The 14,269-nt window shown below is 67.1% G+C and carries 15 protein-coding genes; 8 read left to right on the top strand and 7 right to left on the bottom strand.

The genetic code is table 11. The annotated features are described in order from the left end of the window. Positions 1-30: 30 nt before the first annotated feature. Entirely contained in the window at positions 31-1,593 is a 1,563-nt protein-coding gene (locus tag AB7F11_RS02720; RefSeq protein WP_428289271.1) for a methyl-accepting chemotaxis protein, read from the top strand. Here AB7F11_RS02720 and AB7F11_RS02725 read toward each other — a convergent pair. Continuing rightward, positions 1,547-2,500 carry a LysR family transcriptional regulator gene (locus AB7F11_RS02725; RefSeq protein ID WP_428289270.1) on the bottom strand — a complete coding sequence of 318 codons (954 nt, stop codon included), beginning with the start codon at positions 2,498-2,500 and terminating at the stop codon, positions 1,547-1,549. The two genes, AB7F11_RS02720 and AB7F11_RS02725, sit on opposite strands and share 47 nt — an antisense overlap. Before the next feature lie 95 nt (positions 2,501-2,595). Here AB7F11_RS02725 and AB7F11_RS02730 point away from each other — a divergent pair, with 95 nt between their 5' ends. Further along, positions 2,596-3,813, top strand: a complete 1,218-nt coding sequence (locus AB7F11_RS02730; RefSeq protein ID WP_428300718.1) for an MFS transporter — start codon at positions 2,596-2,598, stop codon at positions 3,811-3,813. Between the two features lie 22 nt (positions 3,814-3,835). On the opposite strand, the gene AB7F11_RS02735 is transcribed toward AB7F11_RS02730, so the two are convergent. Then, on the bottom strand, positions 3,836-4,321 hold the full coding sequence (locus AB7F11_RS02735; RefSeq protein ID WP_428289268.1) for a cupin domain-containing protein: 486 nt from the start codon (positions 4,319-4,321) through the stop codon (positions 3,836-3,838). A gap of 130 nt (positions 4,322-4,451) precedes the next feature. On the opposite strand from AB7F11_RS02735, the gene AB7F11_RS02740 reads away from it, so the two are divergent. Together AB7F11_RS02740 and AB7F11_RS02745 are read left to right on the top strand one after the other, a co-directional pair. Continuing rightward, complete coding sequence (locus AB7F11_RS02740; RefSeq protein WP_428289267.1) at positions 4,452-4,979, top strand: DUF2889 domain-containing protein; 528 nt, start codon at positions 4,452-4,454, stop codon at positions 4,977-4,979. A 60-nt stretch (positions 4,980-5,039) separates the two neighbouring features. Then, positions 5,040-5,933 (top strand): c-type cytochrome, encoded by an 894-nt coding sequence (locus AB7F11_RS02745; protein WP_428289266.1) that lies wholly within the window; start codon positions 5,040-5,042, stop codon positions 5,931-5,933. A gap of 195 nt (positions 5,934-6,128) precedes the next feature. On the opposite strand, the gene AB7F11_RS02750 is transcribed toward AB7F11_RS02745, so the two are convergent. Both AB7F11_RS02750 and AB7F11_RS02755 read right to left on the bottom strand, forming a co-directional pair. Continuing rightward, entirely contained in the window at positions 6,129-7,337 is a 1,209-nt protein-coding gene (locus tag AB7F11_RS02750; RefSeq protein WP_428289265.1) for a serine hydrolase domain-containing protein, read from the bottom strand. Between the two features lie 2 nt (positions 7,338-7,339). Continuing rightward, on the bottom strand, positions 7,340-8,362 hold the full coding sequence (locus tag AB7F11_RS02755; RefSeq protein WP_428289264.1) for a methionine synthase: 1,023 nt from the start codon (positions 8,360-8,362) through the stop codon (positions 7,340-7,342). Between the two features lie 228 nt (positions 8,363-8,590). Between AB7F11_RS02755 and AB7F11_RS02760 the strand changes: the two genes are divergently transcribed. Then, positions 8,591-8,923: an RNA recognition motif domain-containing protein gene (locus AB7F11_RS02760; protein ID WP_428289263.1), complete on the top strand. Its 333-nt coding sequence runs from the start codon at positions 8,591-8,593 to the stop codon at positions 8,921-8,923. A 188-nt stretch (positions 8,924-9,111) separates the two neighbouring features. After that, complete coding sequence (locus tag AB7F11_RS02765) at positions 9,112-9,666, top strand: glycine zipper 2TM domain-containing protein (protein WP_428289262.1); 555 nt, start codon at positions 9,112-9,114, stop codon at positions 9,664-9,666. A 16-nt stretch (positions 9,667-9,682) separates the two neighbouring features. Here the strand turns inward: AB7F11_RS02765 and AB7F11_RS02770 are convergent, their stop codons facing one another. From AB7F11_RS02770 to AB7F11_RS02780, 3 genes are all read right to left on the bottom strand, one after another. Then, positions 9,683-11,257 carry an MFS transporter gene (locus AB7F11_RS02770; protein WP_428289261.1) on the bottom strand — a complete coding sequence of 525 codons (1,575 nt, stop codon included), beginning with the start codon at positions 11,255-11,257 and terminating at the stop codon, positions 9,683-9,685. Between the two features lie 145 nt (positions 11,258-11,402). Continuing rightward, on the bottom strand, positions 11,403-12,032 hold the full coding sequence (locus AB7F11_RS02775) for a response regulator (protein WP_428289260.1): 630 nt from the start codon (positions 12,030-12,032) through the stop codon (positions 11,403-11,405). After that, positions 12,010-13,158, bottom strand: coding sequence for a response regulator (locus AB7F11_RS02780; protein WP_428289259.1), 1,149 nt, complete (start codon positions 13,156-13,158; stop codon positions 12,010-12,012). The genes AB7F11_RS02775 and AB7F11_RS02780 overlap by 23 nt, the downstream gene beginning before the upstream one ends. A gap of 157 nt (positions 13,159-13,315) precedes the next feature. On the opposite strand from AB7F11_RS02780, the gene AB7F11_RS02785 reads away from it, so the two are divergent. Beyond that, a complete protein-coding gene (locus AB7F11_RS02785; RefSeq protein WP_428289258.1) occupies positions 13,316-13,759 on the top strand; it encodes a hypothetical protein in 444 nt (147 codons plus the stop codon). 78 nt (positions 13,760-13,837) lie between these two features. Further along, positions 13,838-14,200 (top strand): response regulator, encoded by a 363-nt coding sequence (locus tag AB7F11_RS02790; protein WP_428289257.1) that lies wholly within the window; start codon positions 13,838-13,840, stop codon positions 14,198-14,200. Positions 14,201-14,269 lie beyond the last annotated feature (69 nt).

A 14,269-nucleotide genomic window follows, 5' to 3' on the forward strand; every position in this document is an offset into this window, starting at 1 on the left:
GCCTGGCGGCCATATCCGACAGGAATCTCCGTGAAACTTCGAACTCAAATTCTCTGCCTGGGCCTGGCGGGCGCTGCGCTGGTCTCGGCGGCCGGTGGCATTGGCCTGCTGGCAGTCTCTTCCATGGCCGTGAAGGTGGAAGCTTCGGCCTTGTCGAGCCAGGCGCTGCAAGCCACGCTGAGCGCGGACATGATGCACGACGCCCTGCGCGGCGATGCACTGCGTGCCCTGCTCGCGGCCATGAAAGGCGACACCGCCACCATCGCCGCCGCACGCGCCGACCTCGACGATCACGTGGCCACCTTCGACGCTGCGCTGAAAAAGATCGCCGACTCGGGTATCGACGCCCAGGCGCGTCAGTCACTGGACAGCGCACTGCCGGTGGTCAGGCAATACACCGAGGCCGCGCAGGCGGTGGTGGCCGGATCGGCCCTGGGCGTGGCACAGGCCGAGGCCCAGTTGCCGGCGCTGAACCAGACTTTTGCCCGGCTCGAAGACGAGCTGGAAAAGCTCTCCGGCATGATCGAAGAAGATGGTGCGACCATCTCCGAGGCGGCAGCCTCGAGCGTGACGCAGTCGCTGTGGACGCTGGGCATGGCGGTGCTGCTGGCCACGGTGACGCTGGTGCTCGGTGCGCTCTGGGTGGCGCAACTCCTGGCCGTTCCCATGGGCCAGGCGGTGGCGGCGGCGGGTCACCTGGCTCAAGGCAACCTGGCCATGCCCATCGCCGTGGTGGGCAACGACGACACCCGCCAACTGCTCGAAGCCCTTCGCACCATGCAGCAGCGCATCAGCGATACGGTGAGCCATGTGCAGGACAACGCGGCCCTGGTGTCCGATGCCAGCGCCCAGATTGCCCAGGGCAACACCGATCTCTCGACCCGCACCGAACAGCAAGCCTCGGCACTGGAGGAGACCGCCGCGTCGATGGAGGAGCTGGGCAGCACCGTGCGCCAGACTGCCGAACACGCACAGAAGGCCAACACCCTGGCGCGCGATGCTTCAGCGGTGGCGGCCCAGGGCGGCAATGTGGTGGGCCAGGTGGTGGAAACCATGAAGGGCATCAACGACAGCTCGCGTCGCATCGCCGACATCATTGGCGTCATCGACGGTATCGCCTTCCAGACCAACATCCTCGCGCTCAACGCAGCGGTGGAGGCGGCGCGGGCGGGCGAGCAGGGACGCGGTTTCGCGGTGGTGGCCGCCGAGGTGCGCAACCTCGCGCAGCGCAGCGCGCAGGCCGCCAAGGAGATCAAGGGTCTGATCGACGCCAGCGTGCAACGCGTGGCCGATGGCTCGGTGCTGGCCGATCAGGCCGGCGTGACCATGCAGGGCGTGGTGGAAGCGATCCGCCGCGTCTCGGATCTGGTGGCCGAAATCAGCAGTGCCACCAGCGAACAGAGCCAGGGCGTGGGCCAGGTGGGCGAGGCCGTGAGCCAGATGGACAAAGTCACCCAGCAGAACGCGGCCCTGGTGGAGGAAAGCGCCGCCGCCGCCGACAGCCTGAAAGCCCAGGCCCTGCAACTGGTGCAGGCGGTCGCCGTGTTCAAAACGAACCGGGAGCCGCGCCTGGGAATGGCGGTGGAGTCCTGAGTGCGGTGGGCGCGGCTTCGCGCATGGCCTGCACGAAACGCCTCAGGCGCACGGGGTAAAAGCTCGCGTAGGGATAGATGAGGTGCAGCGGCAGCGCCGCCGCCTGCCATTGCGGTGCCAGGTGAACGAGGCGGCCTTGCGCCAGGTCGTCCGTGAGCATCCAGGCCGACGCCACGCAAACCCCCAGACCCATCACCGCCGCATTGCGCAGGGCGTAGAGGCTGTCGGTGCTCAGGCGGGGCCGGATGGCGACCTGTCGCGTCTCGCCCGAGGCGGCGTGCGACAACGCGACTTCGGTGCGGTAGTAGGTCCGCAGCGCCATCCAGGGCAGGCCGGCGAGTTCGTCGGGGTGTTCGGGCACCCGCGCGCCGCGCAACACGCCCGGCGCTGCCACCACGATGCGCGGCACATCCATCAGCTTGATCGACACCACCGAGGGGTCGCGCACCTCGCCCACGCGCAGCGCGCAGTCGATGCCCTCGCCAATCAGATCACGCTCGTCGTCGCGCAGCAGCCAGTCCACATTGACGCGGGGGTTGCGCTGCAGGAATTCGGTGAGCGGCCGCACAAAGTGCTCCTGCCCCAGGGCGTGGGGCGCCAGCACGCGCAGGTTGCCCTGCACCTCCTCGCCCACGCCGCGCAGCTCGGATTCGAACGACTCCCAGCCCTCCAGCAAGGCCTTGGCGCGCTCGAAGCAGCGCTCGCCGTCGTCGGTCAGCCGCATGCCGCGGGTCGATCGTTGCAGCAGGCGCAGTCCGAGCGAGCGTTCCAGCGCCTGCAAGCGCCGGCTCACGGTGGGCTGAGTGGTGCCCATCTGCGCCGCCGCACCGGAAAGACTGCCCGCCTCCACGATGCGCACAAAGGTCTGCAACAGGTCCAGTCGGTCACCAGTGGCGGTCGTATTCATGCGTCAATCGTATATCTGAAGTGCCAACTCTCCCTCTACCAGCCCGATTTTTGCTGTGACAGACTCTCGTCCAGTCAAAAACCTAGGGTTTACACGTGTCTGTCATTCCGTCTCCGAATACTTTGGCTGCCCCGTTCACCGGCACCGGCCTCTCCGGCGGGCTCACGCTGCTGCTGGCCACGGGCGCCGGGCTCAGCGTGGCATCGCTCTACTACAGCCAGCCCATGCTGGGCGTGCTGGGTGCCGACATCGGCGCGAGCGACCAGGCCGTGGGCTTGGTGCCCACGCTCACGCAACTCGGCTATGCAGCCGGGATTCTTTTCACGGCGCCTCTGGGCGACCGGCACGACCGCCGCACCCTGATCCTGGTCAAGGTGGTGCTGCTTGTGCTGGCGTTGCTGGCGGCGGCGGTCTCGCCCACGGTGGCGCCGCTGCTGGCGGCCAGCCTGGCGATGGGCGTGGCCGCCACGCTGGCGCAAGACATCGTGCCCGCCGCCGCCACGCTGGCCCCCGAGGCCCGGCGCGGCGGGGTGGTGGGCACGGTCATGACCGGTCTGTTGCTGGGCATCCTGCTCTCGCGCGTGGTGAGTGGATTCACCGCCGAACACCTGGGGTGGCGCGCCTTGTTCCTCAGTGCAGCCATCGCCAGCGCGGCGCTGGGCCTGGCGCTCTGGCGCTTCCTGCCCCACTTCCGGCCGACCACGCAGCTGGCCTATGGCGCCCTGCTGGGCTCTCTGCGCGGCCTGTGGCGCCAGCACGGTTCGGTGCGGCAGGCCGCGCTGGCGCAGGCCTCCCTGGCGGTGGGCTTCAGCGCGGTGTGGTCCACCCTGGCGCTGTGGCTGCATGGCGCGCCCTTTCACCTGGGCAGCGCGGCGGCTGGTGCATTTGGCTTGGCCGGTGCCGTGGGCGCACTGGCTGCTCCGGTGTTCGGCCGCCTGGCCGATCGGCGGGGCGCGCAGCGCACATCGCTGCTCGCTGCGGGTCTGGCGGCGATCTCTTTTGCCCTCATGGCGCCCATCCCCTGGCTGCCGCAAGCCTGGCAACTGGCCTGGCTCGCCGTGGCCATCGTCGGATTCGACCTGGGCTTCCAGGGCGCCCTGGTCTCGCACCAGACCATCATCTACGCCGCCGACCCCGCTGCGCGCAGCCGCCTCAATGCCCTGCTTTTCGTGGCCATGTTCACCGGCATGGGCGTGGGCGCCGCACTGGGCAGCACGCTGTACGCCCATGCCGGCTGGATGGGCGTGACCGCACTGGCCACCGGCTCAGGCCTGGCGGGATGGGCCATCCGCTGGCGGGCGGCGCGGGCCTGATCGGGGGCGGTGCCCACGCGGCTCAGACGCCGCCGGTGGGATGCGTGGGGTCCACCCACAGCACCTGCTCGGGCTTCTCCACCGGCTCGATGTCCAGGTTGACCGCGACCGCCTGGCCGTCGCTGCGGCAGAGCACGCATTCAAGCACCTCGGTCGGGCTGGCGTTGATCTCCTGGTGCGGCACGAAGGGCGGCACGTAGATGAAATCGCCAGGGCCGGCCTCGGCGATGAATTCCAGATGCTCGCCCCAGCGCATGCGCGCGCGGCCCCGCACCACATAGATCACGCTCTCCAGCGGCCCGTGGTGGTGGGCGCCGGTCTTGGCGTTGGCGTGGATCGTGACCGTGCCCGCCCAGAGCTTCTGCGCACCCACACGCGCAAAGTTGATCGCGGCCTTGCGGTCCATGCCCGGTGTGGAAGGCACGTTGCCGTCGAGCTGGTTACCAGGAATCACGCGCACGCCGTCGTGCTTCCAGGCCGGGGTGGCATCGGGGTGATGGTGTGTCATGGCGGGTCGGGCTATGAGGGAATGTGCAGTGTGCCACCCGATCCACGCCACATCACCGAAAATCCCTCTTTCCCCCTGACCCGATGGAGATCTCGCCTTGCCGCTGCCCCCGCCCCAAGCCCGCACTCCCATGCACACCCGCCGCGTGGAATACCGCGGATTCCGCCGCGACGATGGCCTCTGGGACATTGAAGGCGAGCTGCACGACAGCAAGCCGCACGCCATCGACATCAAGGGCGGGGGGCAACTGGCGCCGGGCGAGCCGGTGCACCACATGCGGCTGCGCGTGACTTTCGACGACAGCATGGTGATCCGCGACATCGCCGTGGCCATGGACGCCTTTCCTCACGAACCCTGCCCGCAGGCCATGCCGCCCATGCAAGGCATGGTGGGCGAGGTGTTGGGCAAAGGGTGGCGCCACACCATCCAGCGCCACCTGGGCGGCATCCAGGGCTGCACGCACCTGCGCGAACTGCTGTTCAACCTGGCCACCGCTGCCTTCCAGACGCGCACCGGCGTGTTCGCGCCCTCCGCAGACGGCCGACCGCCCGCCCACCTGGGGCAATGCGTGGGCTGGGACTTCAACGGCCCGGTGGTGAAGGAGGTCTACCCCATGTTCTTCCGCTGGCAGCCGCCCGTGCGCGACAGCGCCGCTTGACACCGCCCTGCCCACTCGCGTGAAATGCCGCCGGTGGGTGGCACCACAGGAGGCGGAACCATGAAGAAGAGATCGTGGATGCGGGCACTGCTCGCGGGACTGGGCGCGCTCGTGCTGCTGGCGACCATGGCACTCGGCCTGGGCGTGTTGCTCGCCGAGCGCAAGATGCAGCGCTTCGTGGACGTACCGGCCAGGCCGGTGGCGTATCGCGACGACACTGCCTCGCTGGAACGTGGCAAATACCTGTTTGCTTCACGCGCCTGCATGGAATGCCACGGCAGCAATGGCACCGGCCGCACTTTTGCCGAAGACGGCGGCCTGGTGATTGCCGGCCCCAACATCACCACCGGCCCCGGCGGCGTGGTGGCCGGCTACCAGCCGGTGGACTGGGTGCGCGCCATTCGCCACGGCGTGAGCCCCCAGGGCCGCCCGCTGATGATCATGCCCAGTGAGGACTACAACCGCTTCACCGACGACGACCTGGCCTCGCTCGTGGCCTACGTGCGCTCGTTGCCGCCCGCCAGCGGACAAGGCACGGTGTTGAAACTGCCCCTGCCCGTGAAGGCCTTGTACGGCTTTGGCGCCATCAAGGATGCCGCCGCCCGCATCGACCACAGCCTGCCACCGCAACCACCTGTGCCCGAAGGCGTGACCGCGGCACACGGGCAATACGTGGCCAACATGTGCATCGGCTGCCACCGGGAAGACTACACCGGCGGCAAGATCCCCGGCGGCCCGCCCGACTGGCCAGCGGCTTCCAGACTCGCGCCCGGCGAAGGCAGCGTGATGGGCCGCTACCCCGACGCCGAATCCCTGATCGCCCTGTTCCGCAGCGGCAAGCGAGCCGATGGCTCTGCGGTGAAGGTGATGCCGTTCGAATCGCTGCGCGAGATGAGCGACACCGATCTGCGGGCATTGCATCTCTACCTGAAGGCGCTGCCGGGGAAAGGCTGAGACCTGCCCCCCCATGAGCGGGCTGCAGGCACGGTGTCGATGGCCGTGGTCGTCCTGCGCGGGCATGGGAGATGGAAAGCCACTGGCAGGGAAATCCCGTCCACGTCCTGGCGGTCAACAACGACGCCCGCACCAGGAGCTTCTCGTGCCGGCAGCGCGGAACTGGCCAGAGGGTACTGGCCCCGGCCTACGACATCACCCACCCAGGGTGGAGTTCGGTTGCACCACCGCCCCATACACCAGCCCACGCATCAACTGCCGGTAGAACACCCGCTGGTTCGGTGCCTGCGCCATGAAGATGGCGAACAGCTCCTCTGCCGGGTCGACGAAGAAGTGCGTGCCGCCGATGCCGCTCCAGTGGTAGGTACCCGGCGAACCGGGCACGGGCGCCACGCCGGCTTCGGTGCGCACGGCAAAGCCCAGGCCGAAGCCGTGGCCGGGGGGCAGCAGGGGGTTGTCGGTGTGGGCGATGGCGCTGCCCAGGTGGTCGGCCGTCATGTAGGCCAGGGTGTGCGGTGACAACAGGCGCTGGCCATCGAGCTCCCCGCCATGGATGAGGCATTGCAGGAAGCGCGCGTAGTCGTGCTGCGTGGACATGAGTCCGCCGCCGCCCATCTCCAGCGCGGGCACTTCCCGCGGATCGTGCATGGGCATCTGCGTGCCGCCGTCGGGGTCGTGTTCGAACGCTTCGGCAATGCGCTGGTGTTGTTCTTCGGGCACGAAGAAAGCGGTTTCGTTCATGCCCAGCGGTTGCAGGATGTGGTCGCGCAAGTACGCGCCGAGGGTCTGGCCCGTGACCACTTCAATGACGCGACCCAGCACGTCGGTGGCGCGGCTGTAGGCCCAGGTGGTGCCGGGTTGGTGGGCCAGCGGCAGCGCAGCCAGGCGTTCGCACAATTCGGCGTTGGTCTGTTGCCTGTCGCCGAGTCCGGCCTGCGAATAGAGCTGGTTCACGTGCTCGTTGCCGGTGAATTCGTAGGTGAGCCCCGCCGTGTGGCGCAGCAGGTCCTGCACGGTGCTGGGCCGCGCGGCGGGCACCAGCGCGATGCCCTGCGATCCGGGCACGGCCACCTGCTGCCGCATGAAGCCGGGCACGTACTGACCCACCGCGTCGCTCAGCAGCAGCCGACCCTGCTCCACAAGCATCAAGGCCGCCACCGAGACGATGGGCTTGGTCATGGAATAGATGCGGAAGATGGCGTCGTTGCCCATGGGCACATCACGCGCCGGGTCGAGCCGGCCCACGGCGGTGTCGAGCACCACGCGGCCGCGCCGCGCGATGAGCACCGATGCGCCGGGCAGGCGACCGCGGTCCACATCGCGTTGCAGCACCTGCACGATGCGCTGGGTGCGTTCGGGGCACAGCCCCACCTCGGCCGGTGCGGCCGTTGGCAAACCGTGCATGGTCATGCTCCGTAACGTTGTCTGGCCAAGGCCGCCCCTTTGGCCAAGGCTTCCAGCTTGGCCACCGCCACCTCGCGGCTCATGGGTGCCAGGCCACAGTTGGTGCAGGCGATCAGCCGATCCCTGGGCACGTACTTCAGGGCCAGGCCGATCGTGTCGGCCACCTGCTCCGGCGTTTCCACCACTTCGCTGGCGACGTCGATCACGCCCACCATCACGTCCTTGCCGTCCAGCAGCTTCATCAGGTCGGGGGGCACATGCGAATGAAAACACTCCAGGCTCACCTGCCGGATGCTGCTTCTGGCGAGCGCGGGAAACACCTGCTCGTACTGGCGCCATTCTTCGCCCAGCGTCTGCTTCCAGTCCACATTGGCCTGAATGCCATAGCCGTAGCAGATGTGGACGGCCGTGGTGCAGGTCAGTCCCTGAGCAGCGCGCTCGAGCGCGGCCACGCCCCACTCGGCAGCCTCCTTCATGTAGACATTGAAGGCCGGTTCATCGAACTGGATGATGTCCACGCCATCGGCCTGCAGGGCCAGGGCTTCCTGGTTCAGCAGTTCGGCAAACGCAAAGGCCATCTTCACCTTGTCACCGTAAAAACGGTCGGCCACGGTGTCGACGATGGTCATGGGGCCAGGCAGCGTGAACTTGAGCTTTCTCTGCGTGTGCGCTCGCGACAGCTGCGCCTCGAAGGCATGGACGCGGCCTTTCAGGCGCAGTGGCGCCACCACCTGCGGCACCATCGCGTCGTAGCGGTTGTTGCGGATGCCCATCTTCACCTTGTTGGCGAAGTCGATGCCATCCACCTGTTCGAGGAAGCCGTGCACGAAATGCTGGCGCGCCTGCTCGCCGTCACCGATCACATCGAGCCCCGCGTCTTCCTGCGCCTTGATCCACAAGAGCGTGGCGTCGGCCTTGGCCTGCAGCAGGTCGGGGCCGGCGGCTTTCCACTGAGGCCAGAGTTTTTCGGTCTCGGCCAGCCAGGCTGGTTTGGGCAGGCTGCCTGCGGTCGCGGTTTCGAACATGCGTTGTCTCCAGTCGTTGTCTTGCGGCATTTTGCAGGGAGTTTTCGGTCGAAATATCGCCATTCAGGAGGGGGGCCGGCCAAAGGAGCACAATACACGGGTGCTCGTCGCGATGCGACGGCACAGTTTGGGTGATCGGTCAGTTTCGCGCGCCACGGCGCACTTTCGGGTTTGTTGTGCTTACGGGACCCCCATCGCTTTTGTTTCTATGTTTTTGAGGAGTCCCCCATGGGCAACAAACTTTACGTCGGCAACCTGCCGTACACCGTTCGCGACGAAGACCTCCAGCAGTCGTTCAGCGAATACGGCTCGGTGACGAGCGCCAAGGTCATGATGGAACGCGACACCGGCCGCTCCAAGGGTTTTGGTTTCGTCGAGATGGGCAGCGATGCAGAAGCGCAGGCCGCCATCAGCGGCATGAACGGCCAGTCGCTCGGCGGCCGCAGCGTCACGGTGAACGAAGCGCGCCCGATGGAAGCGCGTCCTCCGCGCTCCGGCGGCTACGGCGGTGGTGACCGCTCCGGCGGCGGCGGCGGCTACGGCGGCGGCGGCCGCTACTGATGCCTGGCGGGCCTGCCTGCAGGCCCGCACACCAGGACCACAAGGCCTCGGAACTTCCGTTCCGAGGCCTTTTTTCTTCATGCCGGTTGCCTCCCGTTTCCAGGCTTCACGCCTGCGACACGGTTTGTCACAGCAGCGCATGGATTCGAGACTAAATTGGGTTTCGCAATCCAACCAGGAGTCGGCAGATGGACAAGTCAATGATCAAGGGGATCGCCGTGGGCGGTCTGGCCATGGTGGTGCTGGGCGCCAGCGGCGTCACCGGCTACAGGACGCTGATGCAGCCCAAAGAGGCCGAAGTGGTCGCGGTGAAGGAGGTCATGGAAACCGTGGTGACCCCACGTGAACACTGTGAAAACGTGCAGGTTCAGCGCCAGGCACCGGTGAAGGACCAGAACCGGCTGGCGGGCACCGCCATCGGCGGCATCGCGGGCGGCCTGCTGGGCAGCACCATTGGCAAAGGCAGCGGCAACACCGTGGCCACGGTCGCAGGCGCTGTTGCAGGCGGTTATGCCGGTAACCAGGTGCAAAAGAACATGCAGCAGAAAGATGTGGTCACGTCGGTGGAACAGCGCTGCCGCACCGTGAACGAGAAGTCGCAAAAGCTCAAGGGCTACGACGTGACCTACCGCCTCGAAGGCAAGGATGGCACGGTGCGCACGAGCTTCAAGCCTGGCGCCACGCTGCCGGTGAAGGACGGTCAGGTGGTGACGACACCGCCGGCGCAGCCAGCGAAGTCCTGACCAGGAGGGGGCGCGATCACCGCTCCGCGATGTAGTGCGACATCTTTGCGCTCTCGCCCTCGGCCAGATACGCCCTTACCTCGGTCTCTATCGCGCGATCTGCCACGGTGGCGCGGGCGCGCTGGTGCAGGTAGTCAGCCCAGGATTCGACGATGAAGCGTTCGACGTAGCGTGAGGGTTCGCCCAGGTCGCGATAGACGCGCCAGAAGGTGGCGCCATCGCGCCGTCGCGGGGCTTTCATCCGGCTGATGGCATCGAGGAAGGCGCGGTCTTCATTGGGGCGAATGCGGTAACCCACTTCCACGGCCACGGGGCCGGCCTCGGGCGCGGGCTCCGCCTCCACGAAAAGTTCGTCCCAGGGCGTGCCCTGGGTCACGTCCTGGTCGCCGCCCACGCGCAGGGGGAATGGCCGCACCAGCAGCAGGCCGGCGGCCATGAACACGCTGGCGGCCACCAGCGCGCTGGTGAGGCCGGCGATGTCGGACACCGCGCCCCAGAAAGCGGAACCCATGGCAAAGGCGCCAAGCGCGGCAACGATGTGCATGGCCACGGCGCGCGAGCGCACCCAGGGCGGAGCGCTGCCCTGGGTGGCGGCGTTGAGGGTGGACATGGCCGACATCCATGCGCCGCCGCCAACCGCCATGGCCAGGTACACCAGCGCCGGAATGCGCACCAGCGCGGCGACGAGCATGACGACGGCGAACACCACGCAGGCCACGGCGACGATGCGGTCCAGGCTGAAACGCGCACGCATGCGGCCGATCATCAGGCCCGAGATGACAGCCCCGGTACCCAGGCAACCCATGAGCAGGCCGAAGCCCTCAGCGCCTGCGCCGAGCTGGCGCTGCGCAATCACAGGCAGCAGCGCCCACAGCGCTGAACCCGCCGCGCTGTAAGCCATCACGCGCACGAGCTGCGCGAGGATGATGCGCGAATGCCAGGCGAAGCGCAGGCCGCTGAGCGTGCCGCCCCACAGCCGCTCAGGCGGCAGGTTGGACGGCGGGTGTGCGCGTGGCGGCCAGCGACGAATGGACTCCCACATGACGAGCGTGGTGAACACCGTGATGAGGAACACCCAGCCCGCGCCGGCCCAGGCAAACAACAGGCCCGCCAGCGTGGGGCCGATGGCGCGTGCCGCGTTGTAGGCAATGCTGATGGCGGTGATGGCCAGCGGCCATTCGGCGCGCGGGACCGGGTCGATGACCGAGGAATTCCAGGCCGGTGTGAGCACCGCCGTGCAACAGCCGCAAACGAACACCAGGAACAGCACCGACGCTGGTCCCCCATGCCCGCTGAGCACCAGCAGCGCGAGCAAGGAACAGGCGGCCACCTGGGCCAGCAGCGCGCCCGAGATCAGGCGCCTGCGGTCGGTGGTGTCGGCCAGCACACCAGCCGGCAGCGCCAGCAGGAACATGGGCATGAACACCGCCGTCTGCACCAGCGCGGCCAGGAATGACGAGCCGGTGAGCTCGATCATCAGCCAGGCCGCTGCCATCGACTGCATGCCGCTGCCGATGAAGAACACCGCGCCACAGAACCACAGGCCGCGAAAGGCGGGCTGTCGGAGCGGGCTCCAGATCGAGGTGGACATTCAGCGCGGGCTCACGCCAGCTAGGGCCTGTTCACACTATTTTCCCAGTGCGAATGGGGTGGAAACAGCGCCAATCGAGGCGCGCGACGACGGCCAGACCGGGTGTCTGGCCTAGGAGTGCAACGAAGCGTGGCGCGGTTTCCACCTAGACAATTCCGTTTCGGATCGCGTAGACAGTGAGTTCGGCGTTGTTCGCCAGGTGCAGCTTTTCCAGCACGCGTGCGCGGTACACGCTCACGGTCTTGGGGCTGAGCATGAGCTCCTCCGCGATGTCGGAGAGCTTCTTGCCCGATGCGATCTTCTGCAAGGTCTGCAACTCACGTTCGGACAAGGCCGCGTGCAGTTCCTCGGTCTCGGGGGAGCTCAGGGTGTCCACCAGCATCTGCGCCACCTCGGGCGTGACGTATTTTCGGCCCTGCTGCACGGTGCGGATGGCGCCCACCAGTTCGGCGGGTTCACCAGCCTTGTTCACGTAACCGCGCGCACCCGCACGCAGGCACCGAATGGCGTACTGGTCTTCCGGGTACATGGAAACCACCAGGGTCTTGACGGCTGAGCCCTCTTCCTTGAGCGCCGCCAGAACCTCCAGCCCGCCGCGCCCGGGCATGTTGAGGTCGAGCATCAGGACATCGCATTCCACCTTGCGCATGAGTTCGCGCAATTCAGGGTAGCTGCCGGCTTCGCCGACCACCTGGATGTCGGTGGCCTCGGAAATCGTGTCCCGGATGCCGCGCCGCACCACCGCATGGTCGTCACACAAAATCACCTTGATCATGGGGCTCCTCATCGGCGTTCGCCGCGTTGTCCGGGTTCGTGGAAGGCTGCAGCGGCACCGACAGGATCACCGAAGTGCCCTTGGGCGAAGAGCTCACGTCCAGCCAGCCCTCCACCTTGGCGGCTCGCTCGCGCAAACCCAGCAAACCGAATGAGTTGGCCTTGCGCAACGCCTGTGCGTCCAGGCCTCGGCCGTTGTCGGTCACTTCCAGCGTCAGCACGCCTTCGCGGTCGCTCAGGTCGATATCGACCGAGCTGGCCTGCGCGTGTTTGGTGATGTTGGTGAGCGCTTCCTGTGCAGTGCGGTAAGCCACCAGTTGTACTTCTCGCGGCACATCCAGCTGGTCGGAGGAGCGGCGCACGGTCACGCGCAGGCCGGTGCGTCGCTCGAAGCCCGAGGCCAGCCACTGCACCGCCGCCACCAGGCCCTGGTCCAGGATGGGCGGGCGCAGGTTCATCATGATGCGCTGGCTCGCGCCCAGCGCATGCTGCAGCATCTCCAGCGCAGAGCCCACGTGGCGCCGCATCTCCTCGTCGCTGGCGCGACGCCCGACCCAGGCCAGGTCCAGCTTCACGGCGGCGAGCGCGCCGCCGATGTCGTCGTGAATCTCGCGCGCAATGTCGGCGCGCTCCTGTTCGATGCCGGTCTGCAAATGCTCGGCCAGCTCGGCCAGGCGCTGGCGCGACTCAGCCAGCTCGACATCGGCCAGCGCCTTGGCCTGCCGGGTCTCACGCACCTCGATGGCGCGCTGGATCACATGCGAAAGCCGGTGCATGCTGTCTTTCAGCAAATAGTCGCTCACCCCCCGGTGCATGGCATCCACCGCAGCGGCCTCGCCGATGGCGCCGGAAAGGATGACAAAGGGCACGTCGAGCTGGAGTTCGCGCACCACTTCCCAGGCGTCCATGCCCGTGAAGCCGGGCAGGTGGTAGTCGGCCAGGACGATGTCGTAGTGCCCCGAAAGCAGCTCGCGCCGGAAGTCGTCCACGGTGTCGACCAGCACCACGTCGCAGACGAGCTGGCTGCGTTGCAGGGCGAATTTCACCAGGGCGTGGTCCACCCGGGAATCTTCCAGGTGGAGGATGCGGACCGGGCGTTTTTCCGTCGTCTCAGGCAGGGCGCTCATGGTCTGGATGGGTGGGGACTGCACGCCGCGCGTGTCCCCAGGGGGACCTTGACACGGGAAATTGGTGCTGAATTCGGGCCGTTATCTGTCGATACACCGAGGCACAGATCTCGAAAATTGTAATACCCACCCCCCTAATCAGCCCACGACGCATCCCATGACCCAACCGACGATGTCGCATCCACCCCCGACAGTCTCGCTGCCGGTGCACCTGGTCGCGGGCCTGCAGGACGCGCTGCTCATGGCCATGACCGACCTGCAGCGCCTCGAAGGACTGCTTGACCACGCCACGGCCAACCTGCTGGATCGCTTTGGCTCGGCCAACCGCACGCTCGGCCAGTATGAGGGAGAGCACGCGGGAGAACTGGCGCCGGTTCGCCAGGCACTGCACCAGGCTGTGACCGAGCTTCAGTTTCACGACATGGCCACCCAGCTCATCGTGCACACCGGCAAGGTGCTGCAAAGCTGTGCCTGGCGCCTCGCCGAAGAGGCCATGGAGCCCGAGGAGGACGAACAACCCATGGAGCTTGACCCCATGCCCGAGCGGCCCAGCCCGGTCACTCAGAGCGAGATGGACGCCGGTTCCGTCGAATTGTTCTGAACACACAGCCCCAAAAATGACCCAGCGATTCAAGTCGACCCCCATGCGGTCGATACCTGACCCAACACGGAGTACACCATGCGATCGATTCTTGCCGTAGATGACTCGGCTTCCATGCGAAAAATGGTGTCTTTCACCCTCACAGGGGCCGGCTTTCACGTCGTGGAAGCCGTGGACGGCCAGGACGCCTTCGAGAAGGCACAAACCCACAGCATCGACCTGGTGCTGACCGACCAGAACATGCCCAACCTCGACGGCCTGGGCCTCACGCGCAAGCTGCGCGAGCAGGCCAGGTTCAAGACCATCCCCATCCTGATCCTGACCACCGAATCGAGCGATCAGATGAAGCAGGCCGGCCGCAGCGCTGGCGCCACGGGCTGGCTGGTCAAGCCGTTCGATCCGGGCCGCCTGATCGAAGTGATCCAGAAAGTCATCCGATGAATCCCATCCCCGCAGCGCATCGCGCTTCCCCCTCCAGAGGGCGACACCAGAGGCAGGGCTACGCCGGTT

Origin of the sequence: Hydrogenophaga sp. (assembly GCF_050250835.1) — a bacterium.
Classification (GTDB): domain Bacteria; phylum Pseudomonadota; class Gammaproteobacteria; order Burkholderiales; family Burkholderiaceae_C; genus Hydrogenophaga.

Excerpts from the sequence above, each read along its gene's own strand:
- AB7F11_RS02755 (WP_428289264.1), bottom strand. The coding sequence starts at position 8,362 with ATGTTCGAAACCGCGACCGCAGGCAGCCTGCCCAAACCAGCCTGGCTG.
- AB7F11_RS02770 (WP_428289261.1), bottom strand. The coding sequence starts at position 11,257 with ATGTCCACCTCGATCTGGAGCCCGCTCCGACAGCCCGCCTTTCGCGGC.
- AB7F11_RS02790 (WP_428289257.1), top strand. The coding sequence starts at position 13,838 with ATGCGATCGATTCTTGCCGTAGATGACTCGGCTTCCATGCGAAAAATG.
- AB7F11_RS02735 (WP_428289268.1), bottom strand. The coding sequence starts at position 4,321 with ATGACACACCATCACCCCGATGCCACCCCGGCCTGGAAGCACGACGGC.
- AB7F11_RS02750 (WP_428289265.1), bottom strand. The coding sequence starts at position 7,337 with ATGCACGGTTTGCCAACGGCCGCACCGGCCGAGGTGGGGCTGTGCCCC.
- AB7F11_RS02760 (WP_428289263.1), top strand. The coding sequence starts at position 8,591 with ATGGGCAACAAACTTTACGTCGGCAACCTGCCGTACACCGTTCGCGAC.
- AB7F11_RS02765 (WP_428289262.1), top strand. The coding sequence starts at position 9,112 with ATGGACAAGTCAATGATCAAGGGGATCGCCGTGGGCGGTCTGGCCATG.
- AB7F11_RS02740 (WP_428289267.1), top strand. The coding sequence starts at position 4,452 with ATGCACACCCGCCGCGTGGAATACCGCGGATTCCGCCGCGACGATGGC.
- AB7F11_RS02785 (WP_428289258.1), top strand. The coding sequence starts at position 13,316 with ATGACCCAACCGACGATGTCGCATCCACCCCCGACAGTCTCGCTGCCG.
- AB7F11_RS02745 (WP_428289266.1), top strand. The coding sequence starts at position 5,040 with ATGAAGAAGAGATCGTGGATGCGGGCACTGCTCGCGGGACTGGGCGCG.
- AB7F11_RS02725 (WP_428289270.1), bottom strand. The coding sequence starts at position 2,500 with ATGAATACGACCGCCACTGGTGACCGACTGGACCTGTTGCAGACCTTT.
- AB7F11_RS02780 (WP_428289259.1), bottom strand. The coding sequence starts at position 13,158 with ATGAGCGCCCTGCCTGAGACGACGGAAAAACGCCCGGTCCGCATCCTC.
- AB7F11_RS02775 (WP_428289260.1), bottom strand. The coding sequence starts at position 12,032 with ATGATCAAGGTGATTTTGTGTGACGACCATGCGGTGGTGCGGCGCGGC.